Origin of the sequence: Pseudomonas sp. Irchel 3H7 (assembly GCF_900187605.1) — a bacterium.
Classification (GTDB): Bacteria; Pseudomonadota; Gammaproteobacteria; order Pseudomonadales; family Pseudomonadaceae; genus Aquipseudomonas.
In genome coordinates, this window is record NZ_FYEA01000017.1 from 76,489 (window position 1) to 94,467 (window position 17,979).

Here is a 17,979-nt window from a genome sequence, read left to right on the forward strand (position 1 = left end):
GAGTGAAGGGAGCCGTCTCAGCGGCCCTTTAGATAGACGTTTTCGTAGCAGAAATTGGTCGCCTGCAAGTAACCCTCGGCGTCACCGCAGTCAAAGCGCAGGCCTTTGAATTTGTAGGCCAGCACGCAGCCGTTCTGCGCCTGTTTCATCAGCGCGTCGGTGATCTGGATTTCGCCACCCTTGCCCGGTTGGGTGTCGGCGATCAGGTCGAAGATGTCCGGGGTGAGGATGTAGCGGCCAATGATCGCCAGGTTCGACGGCGCGTCTTGCGGGGCCGGTTTTTCTACCATGTTGTTGACCCGGTAGATGCCGTCGGACATCAGCTCGCCGGCGATCACCCCGTACTTGTGGGTCTGGTCGGCCGGGACTTCCTGGATGGCGACGATCGAGCAGCGGAACTTCTTGTACAGCTCAATCATCTGCGTGAGTACGCCGTCACCTTCGAGGTTCAGGCACAGGTCATCGGCCAACACCACGGCAAAGGGTTCGTCGCCGATCAGCGGACGACCGCTGAGAATCGCGTGACCGAGGCCCTTCATTTCCACCTGACGGGTGTAGGAGAAGGTGCAGGTGTCGATCAGCTCACGGGTGCCGGCGAGGAATTTCTCTTTCTCGGTGCCGCGGATCTGGTGTTCGAGTTCGTAGCTGATGTCGAAATGGTCTTCCAGCGCACGCTTGCCGCGACCGGTGACGATGGCCATGTGTTGCAGGCCAGCGTCCCGTGCTTCTTCAACGGCGTATTCGATCAACGGCTTGTTGACGATTGGCAGCATCTCTTTAGGCATGGCTTTGGTGGCCGGCAAGAAACGCGTGCCGTAGCCGGCAGCGGGGAACAAACATTTACGAATCATAAAAGTATCCTGGACAGTCATGGAACACAGGCGACAGATGCGCGCACTAATAAAGGGCGTACAAGTTTCAATGTTGGATTGAAGGCTTACTTTAATACCTGAGTCAGGTTATTAATGGCAAATGCTCGTGACGGTAAAACACGACAATGTTATGAGATGTCGGTAAGTGCGTTGTTAGTTATTTTTAGTCGGTATCTGTTGATAGTGATGAGTGCACAGGGAGTGCTAATAAGTAGCGGGCAATACAGTGTGACCTGCAAAAATATTTATTGCCAGTCATTGAACTAGTTTTGTTTTCGGTTGTTGTCGCCTTGTTTGTGTGGATTGTGACACATCTTCAATGAATCAGGCTTGACACGCTACTTGTCACTCATTCAAAGACGGATCGCGCTATGAAGATTCTGGTAACGGGTGGCGCCGGCTATATCGGCTCGCACACCACACTTGCTCTACTTGAAGCAGGTTATGAAGTTGTCGTACTGGATAACCTTTGTAACAGCAGCGAAGCATCGTTGCACGCGGTTGAGGGCATTTGCGGCAAGAGTGCCTGGATGATCCGCGGCGATGTCTGTGACCGGGCACTGCTCGACCGGATTTTCCGTGAGCACAACATCGACGCGGTGCTGCATTTTGCCGGCCTGAAAGCGGTCGGCGAAAGCGTGCGCAAACCGCTTGAGTACTACGAGACCAACGTCAGCGGCAGCATTAATCTGTGCCAGGCGATGGCGGCAGCGGGGGTGTTTCGGCTGGTGTTCAGCTCGTCGGCCACGGTGTATGGCGAGCCTGAGCAGATGCCGATCCGCGAGGATTTCCCCACTGGTAATCCGACCAATCCTTACGGCCAGTCCAAGCTGATCGTCGAGAACGTGCTGCGTGACCTGAGCCTGGCCGAGCCGCGCTGGAGCATCGCTTTGCTGCGCTACTTCAACCCGATCGGCGCCCACGCCAGCGGCCATATGGGCGAAGACCCCAACGGCATCCCGAATAATCTGGTGCCGTACATCAGTCAGGTGGCGGTCGGCAGCCTGCAAGAGTTGTCGATCTTCGGCAACGATTACCCGACTGTCGACGGTACTGGCGTGCGCGATTACATCCACGTCGTCGATCTGGCGGACGGCCACTTGAAGGCGTTGCAGTCGATCTCCGGACGCACCGGCATTCATACCTGGAACCTTGGCACCGGCGATGGCTACAGCGTGCTGCAAGTGCTCCAAGCGTTTGAACAGGCCTGCGGGCAACCGGTGCCTTACCGGATGATGCCGCGCCGTTCCGGGGATATCGCCGAGAGTTGGGCCGACGCCTCCAAGGCTGCGAAGGAACTTGGCTGGAAAGCCACGCGGAACTTGCAGGATATGGTCACTGACACTTGGCGCTGGCAATCGAACCATCCCAAAGGCTACTTGGGATGATGGCCATTTAACTCAATGTTATTTTCAGTCAGGTTGTTAGATAACGTCGGGAAATTACACTGGCAATGCCTTTTGCAAGTCCGTAGATATAAACCTGCCGTTCGACTTTTATCAGTTGGGTAAGACTGTGAAAGAACGACGGATCATGTTCGCGCTTTTTGCGGACTTGAACTCACCACCGCTAACTCAGGCCGGTTTTTTAACAGGTCGAATGTTAGAAAGGAGTTGATATGAAAAAAGTGATGGCAGTTGCCCTGTTGACGATGTTGAGCAACTGGGCTGCCGCCGCTGAAGCACCGCTGACAGCGGTAACCAATGTAGGTGGCAACGTGGCGGCTTCTCAAGCGCCCGCAGCCAGTACTGCAATGGTTGCCAGTGCTGTAGCGGCGTCTAACAGCGGTGGCAGTGCCAACGGCGGTACCACCGGTACGACGGGTACCACCGGTACCACCGGCACGCATAACTAACAGGAAGTTCTGTTAGTGCAGTACAAGGTCGCCCGACGCAAGTCGGGTGACTTTGTTTTTGGATTCGCCCTTGAATAGCGTAGTGCCATTATGACTCGTAGTGTTTATCTTTTAATGTTGGCAAGTCTCGCTTTGCAAGGTTGCATGTTTTCCCCCGGTCAATACCTCAGCACCGGCAGCATCACCCGCCAGGGCGCCAGCGAAAGCAGCCGGGTCGAGCTGATTCCGATCACACCCAAGCTGATTGCCATGAACCGCGCCACGCAAAAGCGTGAGTCGCTGCCGCCGGAGTTGTTGGCGACCCCGGCCGAATACCGCATCGGCAACAACGATGTCCTGTACATCACCGTGTGGGATCACCCCGAGCTGACGGCCCCGTCCGGCGCGCAACAACAGATCGATGCCAACGGCCGTCTGGTGCGCTCCGATGGCACGCTCTATTACCCGTTCATCAAGGAAGTCCAGGCCACCGGCCGGACCATCCAGCAACTGCGCTCGGACATTGAACAGCGGCTGTCGGCATTCATTGCCGAGCCGCAGGTGGATGTCGCGGTGTTGCGTTTTGCCAGCCAGAAAGTCGTGGTCACTGGCGCGGTGGCCAAGGCCGGCCCGCAAGCGATTTCGACCAATCCGCTGAGCGTGGTCGAAGCCCTCGGTTCCGCCGGCATCGATACCAACAATGCCGATTTGTCCGGGCTGTTGCTGACCCGCAACGGCCGCACGTATCCGCTCAACCTCGACTCGCTCAATCAGCAGGATTCCGAGTTGCAGAACGTCTTTCTCAAGGGCGGCGATCAGCTGTATCTGCCGTACAACGACAACAAGCGCATCTACGTGATGGGCGAGGTCAACCAGCCGCGCGCGTTGAGTTTCAAGACCGCGACGATGAACCTCACCGATGTGCTCGGTTCGGTCGGCGGCTTGAGCCAGACCACCTCCAACGGCAACGCGGTGTACGTCATTCGTGGCGTGGAAAACCTCGATGTCGAGCCGGCGAAGATCTACCAGTTGGAAGCTGAATCGCCGACTGCCATGGCGCTCGCTTCGCACTTCGAAGTCCGCCCGCAGGACGTGGTGTATGTCGGGCCTGCCAACGTGACTCGCTGGAACCGTCTGATCAGCCAACTGGTGCCGTCGGCATCGATTGTCGGCACTGGCGCTTCCGCTGCGAAGAACTGGAGCGAATACAGTAACAACAGCAAATAAGGTCGCCGACTTTGAATATTTTGAAAGTTGGCCTGTGCCTGATGGCGGCCTCGTTGCTGTGCGGCTGTAACCCGCTGATGAGCGCTTCGTTGAACAACCTTAAGGCGGCAGTCGTCGGCCCGGATGAGGTCGACGTGTCGGCGGCTGAAGTGGCCGGGGTCAATTATCCGCAAATGAAACTGACCACGCCGTCCGGTTCCGGGGTGCTGGCGCTGGTGCGCGAGCGCGAAGACCTGCAGTTCTGGGTCGCCTCGGGCAAACAGGTTCTGCTGCTGCGCAATGGCCTCGCCGTGCGCAGCATCGGCCTGGGGCTGGAAGGCGATCTCGATGGCACGCGGCTGGCCGATGACTCGCCGTTCAAACAAGGTCTGCATCACGTCGCCGACGGTTTCACCACGCGGCGCTGGATCGATCTCTACAAGGGCCAGGAAGTCGGGGTGATCGTCAACAGCCGCTTCTCCCGTCGCTCGGAACAGACCCTGCAGATTCTCGACAAGGAATACACCGTGCTGCGTGTCGATGAGCAGATTGACGCCCCGGCCATCGGCCTGAGCGCGACCAATCGTTACTGGGTCGATCCGCGTGACGGTTTCATTTTGCAGAGCGAGCAGCAACTGACCTCGCAGTTACGCGTCAAGGTTGTGCAACTGACCCCTGATCGCAGGCACCTGCCGTGATGCGCCTGAAAATGTTATCGGCGAGCTTGTTGCTGGTCGCGAGTGTGAGTCAGGCGGCCGTCACGGTCTCCGGCGATGTCGCCAATCCCGGGCCGATCGCGTTACCAGCCGGCGGGCGCTTGCTCGATGTGATCAGCGAAGCCGTGCCGAATGCCGAAGGTTATTGGCTGGCGGGCGGGTTGCTGCGTCAGTCGCTGATCGAGGAGCAAACGCGGCTCAAGGTCGGCGTGTTGTTTGACCTGGATGTGCTGCAACGCATGTCGATGCTGTTCGATCTGCCGAGTCGGGCGGCGCTGGCGCAGCGTATTGCCGAAGAAGTGCGGCGGATGCCGGTGACCGGACGGCAGATTGCCGATCTCGATCCGGTGGCGCTGGAAGTCGGCTTCGCGCGCAACATTCGCCTCGATGACGGCGATCGTCTGGTTTATCCGCAACGCGTCGACGAAGTGCAAGTGTTGGGCGCAGTCGCCGAGCCGTGTCACTTGCCGTATCAGCCGTTGCAGGAGGCCCGTGAGTATCTGCAAGGCTGCTCGATTCTGGCCGATGCCGAAGCCGATTACCTGTGGTTGATCCAGCCCAACGGCGTGTCGCGGCGCGTCGGCATTGCCCACTGGAATCGCGAGTCCGGGCAGTTTCCGGTGGCCGGCAGCAAGATTCTGGTGCCGTTGAAAAATGATGATCTTGATCCGCCTATCCCTGAGCTGAATCAGCAGTTGGCTGAATTTATTGCCACGCAGCTGGCCGAGGTGGTTCGTTGAAGTTACGTTTTGCAGCTGTGTTGTTATTGCCGTGTGGTTTGGCTCATGCAGAGCCGCGCATTACCCAGAATGACTTCGGTGGCACCGGTCTGTTGCAGACGCCGACCGCGCGCATGGCCCCGGCCGGCGAGTTGAGCGTCAACGCCAACCGCACCGATCCGTACAGTCGCTACAGCGTGTCGTTGCAGCCGCTGGACTGGCTCGAAGGCTCGTTTCGCTACACCGCGATCACCAACCGGCCGTACGGATCGGAGGCCCTCAGCGGTAGTCAAAGCTATAAGGACAAGGCGGTCGACGTCAAAGTCCGGCTGTGGCAGGAGAGTCACTGGTTGCCCGACGTGGCGCTGGGCTTCCGAGATATCGGCGGTACCGGTTTGTTCTCCAGTGAATTTTTCGTCGCCAACAAGCGTTACGACAATTTCGATTTCAGCGCCGGTATTGCCTGGGGTTACCTGGGTAATCGCGGCGATATCGACAACCCGTTGGGCTACGTCAGCGATCGCTTCGATACCCGACCGGCCCTGGAGGGCACCGGTGACGTCAACTCGGGTTCGTACTTTCGTGGGCGGCCGTCGTTCTTCGGTGGTGTGAGCTATCAGACGCCGTGGGATCGCCTCAGCCTGAAACTCGAATTCGAAGGTAACGACTACAAGCACGAGCCGAAGGACAACGAGATCAAACAGGACTCGCCGATCAACCTTGGCGCGGTGTTCAAAGTCACCGATTCGGTCGATGTCAGCGCGGCGTGGGAGCGCGGTAATACGGCGATGTTCGGCGTGACCTTTCACACCAATTTCGTCAGCCGCAAGGCACCGGCGAAGACTTACGATCCAACCCCGGAACCGCTGCCGGCGAAGGCACCGGCCACGGCGATGGATCAGGTCAACTGGGCCAACGTCTCGCAGCGTTTGCAGCAGAATGCCGGCTACAAGGTCGAGCGCATCACCCAGCGTGATTCCGAGCTGATCGTCTATGGCGAGCAGCAGCGTTACTTCCATTCGTCCAAGGCTGTCGGGCGGGCGAGCCGGATTCTCGACAACAGCGTCAACGACGACATCGACTGGTTCACCGTGGTCAACAAGCGCTACGACTTGCCGCTGGAAGAAACCAGCGTGCCGCGCCAGACCTTCCGCGAAGTGATCAACAACGAAGAGCCGCTGCAATCGCTGCACCGCACCACCGAGATCAACCCGGCGATGCCGCACAATGAGAAAACCCTCTACACCGAAGCGCCGCAGCATTTCAGTTATGGCGTGGGATTGGGCTTCAAACAGAACGTTGGCGGTCCGGATGGCTTGCTCTATCAATTGAGCGCCGATGCCGACGCCGAATACCGCTTCAATCGCAACACCTGGTGGAGCGGCTTGCTCAGTGCCAACCTGGCCAACAACTTCGACAAATTCACCTATGACGCGCCGAGCGGCTTGCCGCGTGTGCGCACGGATTTGCGTCAGTACCTGACCACGTCCAACACCACCATGCCGTTGTTCCAGGTCAGCCATGCCGAGCAGTTGGATAAAGACTGGTATGGCATGGTGTATGGCGGTTATCTGGAGTCGATGTTTGCCGGTGTCGGCGGTGAGGTGTTGTTCCGGCCGACCGGTGAGCGCTGGTCGGTGGGCGCGGATCTGAACTGGGTGCGTCAGCGTGATTTCGATCAAGGCTTTGCGCTGCGCGATTACTCGGTGGTGACCGGGCATGTCACGGCGTATACCGATTTGCCGTTCGATACGCTGGCGGCGGTTAGTGTTGGGCGTTATCTGGCCGGAGACTGGGGCGGCACGCTGGACATCTCGCGCGAGTTTTTCAATGGCGTGCGTTTTGGCGCGTGGGCGACGATCACCACGGCGGGCAGCGCGGAATATGGCGAAGGTAGTTTCGACAAAGGCATCTACCTGTCGATCCCGTTCGACGAAATGATGAGCATGTCGACCATGCGCCGCGCCAACCTGGTCTGGGCCCCACTGACCCGTGACGGTGGTGCGCGACTGAATCGCGGCTACCAACTGCACTCGATGACCGATAGCCGGGAAGGGGATATGTTCTATCGGAATTTCGAGAAGATCACCGAGTAAACGCGGATCTCCGAAACACCTCTGAAACCTGTGGGAGCTGGCTTGCCAGCGATGAGGTCGGCACATTCAAGATTGATATTGGCTGACCCACCGCCATCGCTGGCAAGTCGAATCGTCGCACCGCAGCTCCCACAGGTTATGTGTCTAGCCACAAGGCCTGAGCCAACCACAAATCCCCTGTAGGCCTTCGCCTGCTCGCGAACGCGTCCGTACAGTCGACATCCCTGTTGCCTGACCCACCGCCATCGCGAGCAGGCTCACTCCCACATTGGTTATTTGTCACGCCACAAATCCCGAACCAGCCAAAAATCCCCTGTAGGAGTGAGCCTGCTCGCGATAGCGTTCGACCAGCCGACATCCCTGATGCCTGACCCACCGCCATCGCGAGCAGGCTCACTCCTACATTGGCTATTTGTCACGCCACAAATCCCGAGCCAATCCCGAATCTCTGTGGGAGCTGGCTTGCCAGCGATGAGGTCGGCACATTCAATATTGTTATTGGCTGACCCACCGCCATCGCTGGCAAGCCAGCTCCCACAGGTTACGTGTCTAGCCACAAGGCTTGAGCCAAACACAAATCCCTGTGGGAGTGAGCCTGCTCGCGAAGGCGTCGGCACAGTCAGCATCATCATTGCCTGACCCACCGCCATCGCGAGCAGGCTCACTCCCACAGTTTTTGCATCCATCTCAGATCCGATTCCATCCCCAAATCCCAGGCACAAAAAAGGGGACTTTCGTCCCCTTGCGGTATACAGCTTCAAACCTCAGTAAATATCCTTCGACAACAACGTAAACGGTGTCTTCACCAGGATCTTCAGGTCCAGCCACAACGACCAGCTGTTGATGTACTGCAGGTCAATCTCGACACGCTTCTGCATCTTGTCGATGGTGTCCGTCTCACCGCGGCAGCCGCTGATCTGGGCCAGCCCGGTAATCCCCGGTTTAATCCGGTGACGCGCCATGTACGCGAGGATTTTCCCCGAGTAGTAGTTGTTGTGCGCGACGGCGTGCGGGCGTGGGCCGACCAGGGCCATATGCCCCTGCAACACGTTGAACAGTTGCGGCAACTCATCCAGCGAAGTGCGGCGAATAAAGCGGCCGACTGCGGTAATGCGCGAGTCATTGCGGCTGGCCTGCTTCACATCACGGTCATCGTGAACACGCATCGAGCGGAACTTCCAGACCTTGATCACCTTGCCGTTCCAGCCATGACGATCCTGCTTGAAAAACACCGGGCCGGGCGAGTTGATCTTCACCGCCAACGCAATGATCAGCAGGATCGGACTCAGCGCGATGATCGCCAGAAACGCCACGGTTTTCTCGACCAGGCTCTTGCTCAAAGCAGCGGTAGGGCGGCTGGTCAACGGGCTCTCGTTCAAGTAGATCGCCGGCAGACCGTCCACGACCTTCACCGAGTGATTCAGCAGGGTCAGACTGTTCAAGTCCGGCACCCACACCACATCAACGTTGGCTCCTAGCAAGTCACCATAAATCGCCTCGATTTTCGCGGCTTCACACAGCGGCAGGGTGATATACAAGCGGCGAATGTCATGCGCCTCGATCAGCTCCAGCAGTTGCTCCTGATCGCCAACCACGCGCGGTGCATCCGAACCCAGCGCAGACACATCACCATTGCTGACCAAACCTACCAAAGGCAGGTTTTCCAGTTGGCTGAGCTTCTTCGCCAGACCCAACGCCAGTTCGCCGGTGCCGACGATCAGCGTCTTGTGCTCGCTTTTACGCGACCGTTGGTAGTACTTGGAAAACGCATGCAGCGGAGCGTACAGAAAGGCCTGACCAAGGAAGCCATACACCGCCCAGCTCAGAATCACCTGTCGTGAAAACAGCTCATCGGCCTGGCAGACAAAGGCGATGCACGCCAGCGCCGCCATGGTCATCGACCAACCCATAAACAGTCGACCGAGACCGGTGAGGTAATTATCACGCTTGCGATACACACCGCTAAACGTATAAGCCGGCACCGACGCCAGTACCGCCAGCGTTGCACACATCCGGTAGTAAAACGCGACCGTCCCGGTGTGCTGCTCAGCGAGTATGAACAACAGCGTCACCACAAAGCCCTGTGCCAGCGCCCATTGGCCCCAAAAGGTCAGTCCCTTGAGGCCTGTGCTTCGATTGATACTTAGAGAAAGATCCATACGGTATCCCCAAAAGACGTCCATTCAGGTTTCAACAGTTGAAAACCGAGTTGTTATGCAGACTTATTGTTTTTGTTCTAACGAGTGTCCTGAGGTAACAACATCGATATGCCGAACTGTCGTCAGTCAATAGACTAAGTTATTGCCGGGAATGGTGTCTGACGAGTTCTAACAAGATGGCACAGTGCCAACTTTTTAATAATTAAATATAAGAGTGTTAGAAAAGGTCGCAGAGGAAGGGGTGAATAAATGATGTTGTATTTGTTACTGTTGGAGGGTGGAGGCAGGGAGTGTTCAAATCAAGGAGGAAGATGAAATCAAACAGAGTGCTCTTGTTGTTTTTGTAATCGCACTTTTTTCTGTTTGTTCTGTTCGTGGAGGTCTTGCGAGGTTACGCGACGATTTCCTGAATCAGGCAATAACCGCGGTTTCTGACGGCACGAAACAGTCGTTCGCCATGACTGGCGCTTTTGAACTTGTCTTGCAGGCGACTCAGGCACATCTCCAGGCCGCGATATTGTTCCGGCTCTCGGCCAATGCTGAGAATCAGCTCGTCACGACTGACAACACGCTCTTCATGGCTGAGCATTTTCCTGACCAGTGCTGTTTCCAGGCCAGTCAGGCTGATTTCGACACCTTCTTTGACCAGTGCACCCTGATCAGGGTCGAGATGCCAGGTTTCATTGCCGGGCATATCACCTTCAACGGCAGGTGGCATGTTGCGGGTTTCCCCGGTAATAGCCGGGACATTCTGGAAAGGATTAGCCGATTGCGCTGCGCGCCATTCGGACTCGAGCGTGGCCAATATTCGCTGAGTATCGTGTTCGATACTGCGCGGGGCATTTTTTCGACTGATGCCTGGATATGTGAACTCCATCACCATTGGAGCGGAAGAGGGCGAATCCACCCCTTCAAACGAATTGAAACGTTCGCTGGACAGCATGCTCTCCAGTTCGCGTTGCGACGTTGTACTGTGAGTCACGACAACAAAATATTTCCTTGGGAGGGTTGTACTAGTTTCCATGTCTCTCTCCTGAATACATACCAAAATTGGCTAAAAGATAAATCGGCAGGCGAGCAATGACTTCCTCGGAAGTAATCGATAGGCAGGGTCTGGGCCCAAGATTGGCCCTCGATAAATTCCACTCGATCTGCTGCTATGTTATGGAGTTTTATTGTTATGGGTCGTGTTGTCGCGCTCATTCAATTGCTTGATTTCAAACAGGCGTGAAGCAGAACGGGAGCTATATGGTTGCATTAGACGATCCTTCGTACGTATGCAAATGGGATGGCTGCCCGAGAGTCAGGCAGTCGATATCAGACCCCGCAGCAGGCGATAGCCATAGCCGCGAATGCTCTGAATCGCGTTTGTACCATACATGTCCTTGATTTTTCCACGCAAGCGACTGATTGATTTTTCCAGTGCTCGAGGGTCGTAGAAATTGGCGTTGAGGCCCATGATGCTGGCGATTTCATCATGGCTCAGAATGTGATTGCTGGTTTGCGCGAAGGCTTCGAGGATCTTCATTTCGGCAAACGAGATGTCGAGTTTCTTGCTGGTGCCCATCAGGCAGATACGGGTCGGATCAAGCGTCAGATCGATATCGCGTTGCCATTCTTCACTGTTGAAGAACTCGCCCAGCAACTCGGCGCCATCCTCGGAAAGGGTATTGAGCTTGATACAAACATCCGCGCCAGCCAGATAGTATTTGATCTTGTTGAAGGCGCCGCGACCGGTGATGACCGCGCAAATGATCGGTTTCAAGTTGTCGCTGCGCAGGTTCTCGACCAGCGCCAGATTGTCTTCGAGGGCCTGTGGGCTGTCGATAATCAGGAAGATCGCTCGATACGAACCAGACTGTTCATTCAACTGATATGCACTAGTGTACGCATTGGCTTCGAGCGCCATATCGGTACGTATATGCTGGGCGACTAGCGCTTTGAAATGTTCAGCCACGCCACGGGTACGACCCAGAGTAAGAACACCAGGTTCGTCGTTTGTCGGGCGCGGGCTTCTAGTCGCTAAGTTCGCTGAGAGCATCATGCATTGACTCGAATTAAGTGCTGACATCGGGATGTTAAAGCACCGGTTCTCATCTGTGACTGACAATTGGTAACATTCACGCGATTTTTAGACGTGGCTCCCGAGTTTTCTAACAATAATTAAGCTTTTCAAGCTTTTAGTTGATTTTCTCGAAAGGGTGAACTACTGCTTAGATGGTGGCGATATGCAATGGTGCCACTATTTTGAGCTTATTGCGATGGCTTTGTCTATGTCCATCTGCCACTGTCTGGCCATCTCTGGATAATGTGATATTGATCACACTTTATTGTCAGAGCAACTTTTTTCTGCAAAAAGGCCTAAATATTTTCTGCGTAGTTCGTCGGCCGACGATTACTAACATGGCTTGAGTGTGGCAATTCATAAGACCTATTCTTCAAGATCAAAAGATCGTCCGATCGCGGCCCGAACCTTCGGCAGCTCCTACATTTGAAATGCATTCCCCTGTAGGAGCTGCCGAAGGCTGCGATCTTTTGATCTTCATATACGCCAATTGTGTAACTTCAGATACTCAACCCCTGAGTGTTATTACCCGGTCGCTCATCAAGAGCGCTCTGACGGAGGATTAATGGATTTCTGGACCCTTTTCCAGGTGTTGATATTAGGTGCGGTAGAAGGCCTGACCGAGTTCTTGCCGATCTCGAGTACCGGCCACCAGATCATCGTCGCCGACTTGCTGGAATTCGGCGGCGAACGCGCCATGGCGTTCAACATCATTATTCAACTGGGTGCCATTCTTGCCGTCGTCTGGGAGTTTCGACCGAAGATCTTCGAAATCGTCAAAGGCCTGCCCACCGAACGCAATGCACAACGCTTCACCCTCAACTTGCTCATCGCTTTTCTGCCCGCCGTGGTCTTGGGCGTATTGTTCGCCGACGCCATCCACGAATACCTGTTTAACCCGATCACCGTCGCCGTGGCGCTGGTCGTCGGCGGCATCATCATGTTGTGGGCCGAACAGCGCAGCCATGTGATCAGCGTCGAGCACGTCGACGACATGCGCTGGTCTCACGCACTGAAAGTCGGATTCGTACAATGCCTGGCGATGATTCCCGGCACCTCACGCTCCGGCTCGACCATCATCGGCGGTCTGCTCTTCGGCCTGTCGCGCAAAGCCGCCACCGAGTTCTCGTTCTTCCTCGCCATGCCGACAATGGTCGGCGCCGCCGTCTACTCCGGCTACAAATACCGCGACCTGTTCCAGCCCAACGACCTGCCAGTCTTCGCCCTAGGCTTCGTCACCGCATTCATCTTCGCGATGATCGCCGTGCGTGGCTTGCTCAAGTTTATTGCCAACCACAGTTATGCCGCGTTCGCCTGGTACCGGATCGCGTTTGGTTTGTTGATTCTGGCAACGTGGCTGTTTGGCTGGGTCAACTGGACCGCAGCAGCGGCCGCCTGATCACTGAGCGCTGATCAACGCCGCAACGGCGAGATCGTTTAACGCCGAATCCGGCGACTCCTGGCGATAGCGCTGCAAGGCCGAGGTGAAATACGCGGCCTGCAGCATGCCGTCGCTTGCCAGATAGAGTCGCGCGTCTTCTTGCTCCTCGGCGGAGTAAACACGCTTGTGACTGTCAGTCGTTTCCTGGCTAGACGAAATAGGTGCGAGGATTAAAGACACCAAGGTGAAGCCGGAAAACTGCGTCACCTCCCACGGCGTATCGGTACGGCCCATGCAAAAGCCATCGCAGTGCGCATAAACGTCGGAAGTGAAGCTGAACAAGGCGAGGAGGGTGAAACGCTTGAAAGCAGAAAAACTAAACGCGGGCATAAACGAAAGACATCCTGTCAGTACAACAAAACAGCGGGCAACGCTCATGCGTCGCCCCCACACTCAAAACTTCAATCAACGACCTTCAAGCAACTCAGCCGCCTGATCCAGCAACGCCAACGGATCCTTGGCCTTGTGAATATCCACCGACAACAACTGACGGAATTTCCGCGCCCCCGGGAATCCCGTGCCCAGGCCCAGCACATGCCGCGTGATGTGATGCATCGCCCCACCGGCCAGCAAATGCTCGGCTATATAAGGACGCAACTGCGCCAACGCCTCAGCCCGACTGATCACCGGCGCCGAACTGCCAAATAACTGCTGATCCACCTCCGCCAGCAAATACGGATTGTGATAAGCCTCACGCCCCAACATCACACCGTCGAACGTCTGCAAATGCTCATGGCAAGCCTCCATCGTCTTGATCCCGCCATTCAGCACAATCTCCAACGCCGGAAAATCCGCCTTCAGCTGCGCCGCCACGTCATAGCGCAACGGCGGAATGTCGCGATTCTCCTTCGGCGACAACCCCTCCAGAATCGCAATCCGCGCATGCACAGTAAAACTGGTGCAGCCGGCATCACGCACTGTACCGACGAAATCGCATAGCTCTGCGTAACTGTCCCGACCGTTGATGCCGATGCGGTGCTTTACCGTCACCGGAATCGACACCGCGTCTTGCATTGCCTTCACACAATCCGCCACCAGTTGCGGGTGACCCATCAGGCAGGCGCCGATCATGTTGTTCTGCACACGATCGCTTGGGCAGCCGACGTTCAGGTTCACCTCGTCGTAACCGTGGTCTTGAGCCATGCGGGCGCAGGCGGCCAGATCCAACGGAACGCTACCGCCGAGCTGCAGAGCGAGAGGGTGCTCGGCTTCGTTGTGACGGAGGAAGCGTTCGTGATCGCCGTTGAGCAGCGCGCCGGTGGTGACCATTTCGGTGTAGAGCAGAGCGTTCTTCGATAGGAGGCGTAGGAAGAAACGGCAATGGCGGTCAGTCCAATCCATCATCGGGGCGACGGAGAAGCGGCGGGAGAGTGGGGCGGGTTGTAGAGGCATTGGGAGAATCTGGATCAGAGGGGCGAAGGTGAGGGAGTTTATCAGGATTGGGATAGGACGGAGGCTTACGCATCGTTACTACGTGCTCTTGCTCGCAGCTGGGGCGAGACAAATCGACTGAATATTGTGGTCTGGCCCCTAATTTCTCCTGGATTGCCTCGCATGATGGTAGGTGGGAGGGAAATGGGGCTCAGTTTGGAGTGCAGTGGTAAATCGTCCACCGAAACTATGCATTGTATTGAAATTGTATTTCGGCGCTCTACCATGCGGGTATGTTGTCAGGCTAGTCTTTTATCTTACTTTTGTTGATGAATATGGTTGCGATGTACCAAATGAAGGAGGCTATCAGCGATGCAACTATACCGATTACAAAGCCTATTATTCTCTCCCTCCAGACGGATGCGCTTACCCGCTCTTCTTGAGCTCGAAATATTGCTTCGATGGTGCTCTTGTCAAGCTCGACAAGTGGCTGAAGTTTTTCTCTTTCGGATCTTAATTTTGATATGGAATCTTCAGTCTCGCGTAGCGAGGCTTGCTGGGATTTAACGAACTCCAAGAGTTGTTTGATATTTTTCTCGGTGTCGTTCAGTTGTGTTAGTTGTAGCTGATAGTTGTTGTTTTCCAGACGCTTTGATTCTTGTTTCTTTTGATCTAGTTCGATTGCGTAAATAGAAATGCCGGTGCCTATTGCGGCTATCAGTATTGATAAAATTGAGGTTGATAAAGGCTTTTTAATAAAAACTTCAACCCATTGTTTGGCAAGAAAATATATAATATCATTCATTGTGAGTTCTGTCCGTAAATTCTAAACAGCATCTTGGTGCTGTGTAGATGCTGGAGGGCGCAACTTTATCAGTTTGCCAAGTCCGTGGCAACAAGATGGATAACTTTGAAGCAAGATGATGAAAAGTAAATAACAGCGGAGGCCTAGAGGGCGCACAGGGGTAGGAGAGCTTTTAATTTGTTGTTCAGCCGAGTCGTGATGCCTTCCGCGTGGAGTCGTAAGTTTGGGCTTAATGCTTAATAATATTTTTACTTATCAGAAAGTGAGTTTATATTTCACATATTGGGGTTGCTAGAACATAGCTTGAATTTGCCTGGCTTGGGTGGCCGTTATGCGCCATCACCAACGATTTCAGGACCTATTTGAACCCATGAACCTCGCCTCCGGCTGATCGCTCTTTTAATTATCATTGTTTCTAGCTCACCGGCAGATGCTTGGTCACCGGCAGCCATCGTTGGTGCTGACTCCCATAGTTTCATGTCGTCAAGTAGCTTTTTATGGACATTTTGGTCGATCTTTTCCGGATCTACAGTTTCTGGTGTTTTCAGCAGATTCGGCGTGTGCCTTTCGAATAATTTACGGATGAGCCCTTGGGATTCTGCTGGCAGGCGATTTGCAAATTTGTAAATTCCTTGCTGTTTCACTTCTTCTGGCAAGCCACTGAAGTAGATGTTTATATTGCTTAGATCAGCTTTCAAATCCATTCCCCAGACGAACTCTTGGTTTGTACGCATAAACAATGGGGCACACTGCCGATGTAGCTTGTCACTAGAAACAAAAAGAGAGCAGAACGGAAGGTAGTAGAGATAGGCAATATCCACCTTGTGACTTGCCCGAGTGCTCGCTACCAAGTTAGCGCCCAAGGCGATGCTGAAAAACAACTCAACCCGCAGCACATGAGCCGCATATGGAGCAAACGTTCGCAACGATGGTCTGTGTTTGCGTTTCCAGCGCTCTTTGGCATGACGTCGCATGGAAGACGGGACATCTAGAACCTCTAATGCTGCGTCGAAGCGGGAAGGGGTTTTTGTTAACCCATTGAGGAATTGGTCAGCGAGGTCGAGTGCTGAGTCCAGTGTCTTGCATGTTTTTGAGCTGACACCGAGCTGTTTCATGGCGCGCTCAATTACCGTTAAGTCTATATTTTCAACCTGACGACGCCACTCTCGGGCATAAAGACGTTCAACGTCGTTGAACCTGCCGTCCTGCCATCTTTGAAATGCCTTGGCTTCAGGCGTCACCTCTGCAATGGCTCCCTCCTTGTCATCGCGTACGACTCGACGCATGTTGGCCAGAGGTATTTGTCCATTCATTGGGACGTGATTGCCAAGTAAGTCCTGAATGCAGAGATCGTGATGAAAGTAGCAGGGGCCGCCGCTCATTTGAGGCGTTTTTGCGGCAATGATCCCAACCTCATCCTCAGCAGACTTTCCAGCCTTTGGTGTTTTCCACAAATCTGCCAAGGTCTCAATGAAAAACAGGGGCGCAATAACGGGATAAAAAAAATTGTCGAACCAGACCGACTCGTCAGTGCTCAACGCCTGCAGGAAAGACTTATCGAATAAAGTGATTGGCCCCAAGATCGACTCCTTTTGTTGATTTTGTATAGCCCCGGTCTCAAAGATACCTATGAGTGGCTGTTTCCTACAGCGGTTCTTTAAAAAAGTTATATTGACCAACGTTAGGATTGCCCGCCGCGATTCTGAAATGACATAGAAACGTCTTAGCCGGCACTCTAACCCTTGAGCTTGGCTAGGCCCTGTTTGATGTGGCCGGCGTTTTCACCATTCGCTTGCAGTGCCCCCACGGACATTCTCCCTCACCTCTGACGCCTCCTGCTATTCGACATGCAGTGTCAGCTCCATCAAGGCCGCCTCAAGGGCCGTTTGGTTGGTATGCATCCTCTCCAGTACATCTGACAGCGAATATGCATCTGTTATGACGTCGACTCATTTCGAGAAAAGTACAAGCATAGTACCGGTGGTGCCCTTGTCAGGCAGGAGTCGCGGATTGCTTAGAAATTGCTACAAAGCGAAGAGACTGGGGCGGGTTAGCCAAGCTGGCTAGTGCGTTGGGGGGGGGGCTACGCCCAATCCATCATCGGAGCGACGGAAAGCGCAGGGAAAAGACCACTGTGCTCTATGCACTGGTGACAACATTTAAGTCGATCAGCGTGCTCGTAGAGCCATTCCAAACGGAAAAAACGTGTCTGTTTAAATGAGGCCTGTTCCTGCAGTCCTAAGCCTACACTCCCTTGCGCCCCCCCCTACACCTAAGACAGAATCCCCCGGCTTGTGCGTCTAGCCCGCAGGTTCTATCGTCCCCACATCACTGAAAACCAGTGATCGGGTTTGGTAGCCCGCTTCGTGTCTAGATGCATTGCATCACCTTATTCCGTCGCTTTCCCAGGACGCGGATTTCATGGTGGTCATGCGTGGGGCCCATTCGTGGGCGCCGGGTTCTAGTGCGACCGGTCTACCAACCCGCGTATGGCCGCCACCCATCGTTTGGTAGCGTGGGTGATGGCTTCTTTTAGTAATCGCGCTAGAGGTTCCATCTATGTTCAAATGATCTGGTCAAACGATACTGGACACGGTTATAGGGTTTTACCCTTTTTCATGCCGCCAGGGCTTCCATGTCCACCGGAGTTCGGTAGCCATTGTGACTGTGCAGCCTGATTCGATTGTAATAATGG

Annotated in this window: 15 protein-coding genes and 1 pseudogene; 7 read left to right on the top strand and 9 right to left on the bottom strand. The window is 54.9% G+C overall.

Annotation, left to right across the window (positions count from 1 at the left end; translation table 11 throughout):
- Positions 1 to 17 precede the first annotated feature (17 nt).
- Positions 18 to 851, bottom strand: coding sequence for a UTP--glucose-1-phosphate uridylyltransferase GalU (galU, locus tag CKW38_RS26875; RefSeq protein ID WP_007910549.1), 834 nt, complete (start codon positions 849 to 851; stop codon positions 18 to 20).
- 392 nt (positions 852 to 1,243) lie between these two features.
- Here galU and galE point away from each other — a divergent pair, with 392 nt between their 5' ends.
- From galE to CKW38_RS26905, 6 genes are all read left to right on the top strand, one after another.
- Entirely contained in the window at positions 1,244 to 2,260 is a 1,017-nt protein-coding gene (gene galE, locus CKW38_RS26880) for a UDP-glucose 4-epimerase GalE (protein ID WP_007910551.1), read from the top strand.
- Between the two features lie 230 nt (positions 2,261 to 2,490).
- A complete protein-coding gene (locus CKW38_RS26885) occupies positions 2,491 to 2,727 on the top strand; it encodes a hypothetical protein (RefSeq protein WP_007910552.1) in 237 nt (78 codons plus the stop codon).
- A 144-nt stretch (positions 2,728 to 2,871) separates the two neighbouring features.
- Positions 2,872 to 3,933, top strand: a complete 1,062-nt coding sequence (locus tag CKW38_RS26890; protein ID WP_042705001.1) for a polysaccharide biosynthesis/export family protein — start codon at positions 2,872 to 2,874, stop codon at positions 3,931 to 3,933.
- Positions 3,934 to 3,944: 11 nt separating this feature from the next.
- Positions 3,945 to 4,610, top strand: coding sequence for a YjbF family lipoprotein (locus tag CKW38_RS26895; RefSeq protein WP_007910554.1), 666 nt, complete (start codon positions 3,945 to 3,947; stop codon positions 4,608 to 4,610).
- The gene (locus CKW38_RS26900; protein ID WP_095114321.1) at positions 4,610 to 5,368 is read left to right on the top strand and encodes a capsule biosynthesis GfcC family protein; all 759 of its coding nucleotides are present in this window, start codon (positions 4,610 to 4,612) and stop codon (positions 5,366 to 5,368) included. The genes CKW38_RS26895 and CKW38_RS26900 overlap by 1 nt, the downstream gene beginning before the upstream one ends.
- Positions 5,365 to 7,443 (top strand): YjbH domain-containing protein, encoded by a 2,079-nt coding sequence (locus tag CKW38_RS26905; protein WP_095114322.1) that lies wholly within the window; start codon positions 5,365 to 5,367, stop codon positions 7,441 to 7,443. The genes CKW38_RS26900 and CKW38_RS26905 overlap by 4 nt, the downstream gene beginning before the upstream one ends.
- Positions 7,444 to 8,207: 764 nt before the next feature.
- Here CKW38_RS26905 and CKW38_RS26915 read toward each other — a convergent pair.
- The 3 genes from CKW38_RS26915 to CKW38_RS26925 form a co-directional block, all read right to left on the bottom strand.
- A complete protein-coding gene (locus CKW38_RS26915) occupies positions 8,208 to 9,602 on the bottom strand; it encodes an undecaprenyl-phosphate glucose phosphotransferase (RefSeq protein WP_007950006.1) in 1,395 nt (464 codons plus the stop codon).
- 391 nt (positions 9,603 to 9,993) lie between these two features.
- Complete coding sequence (locus CKW38_RS26920) at positions 9,994 to 10,626, bottom strand: winged helix-turn-helix domain-containing protein (RefSeq protein WP_095114323.1); 633 nt, start codon at positions 10,624 to 10,626, stop codon at positions 9,994 to 9,996.
- Positions 10,627 to 10,905: 279 nt separating this feature from the next.
- A complete protein-coding gene (locus CKW38_RS26925) occupies positions 10,906 to 11,646 on the bottom strand; it encodes a winged helix-turn-helix domain-containing protein (protein ID WP_007915508.1) in 741 nt (246 codons plus the stop codon).
- A 586-nt stretch (positions 11,647 to 12,232) separates the two neighbouring features.
- On the opposite strand from CKW38_RS26925, the gene CKW38_RS26930 reads away from it, so the two are divergent.
- On the top strand, positions 12,233 to 13,066 hold the full coding sequence (locus tag CKW38_RS26930) for an undecaprenyl-diphosphate phosphatase (protein ID WP_095114324.1): 834 nt from the start codon (positions 12,233 to 12,235) through the stop codon (positions 13,064 to 13,066).
- On the opposite strand, the gene CKW38_RS26935 is transcribed toward CKW38_RS26930, so the two are convergent.
- The 5 genes and pseudogenes from CKW38_RS26935 to CKW38_RS30490 form a co-directional block, all read right to left on the bottom strand.
- Positions 13,067 to 13,486, bottom strand: a complete 420-nt coding sequence (locus tag CKW38_RS26935) for a DUF2388 domain-containing protein (protein ID WP_256588456.1) — start codon at positions 13,484 to 13,486, stop codon at positions 13,067 to 13,069.
- Between the two features lie 27 nt (positions 13,487 to 13,513).
- On the bottom strand, positions 13,514 to 14,500 hold the full coding sequence (dusA, locus tag CKW38_RS26940) for a tRNA dihydrouridine(20/20a) synthase DusA (protein ID WP_095114326.1): 987 nt from the start codon (positions 14,498 to 14,500) through the stop codon (positions 13,514 to 13,516).
- Between the two features lie 283 nt (positions 14,501 to 14,783).
- On the bottom strand, positions 14,784 to 15,284 hold the full coding sequence (locus CKW38_RS26945; RefSeq protein WP_095114327.1) for a hypothetical protein: 501 nt from the start codon (positions 15,282 to 15,284) through the stop codon (positions 14,784 to 14,786).
- 329 nt (positions 15,285 to 15,613) lie between these two features.
- Positions 15,614 to 16,864, bottom strand: a complete 1,251-nt coding sequence (locus tag CKW38_RS26950; RefSeq protein WP_095114328.1) for a hypothetical protein — start codon at positions 16,862 to 16,864, stop codon at positions 15,614 to 15,616.
- A 155-nt stretch (positions 16,865 to 17,019) separates the two neighbouring features.
- A pseudogene (locus CKW38_RS30490) lies at positions 17,020 to 17,224 on the bottom strand (hypothetical protein).
- Positions 17,225 to 17,979 lie beyond the last annotated feature (755 nt).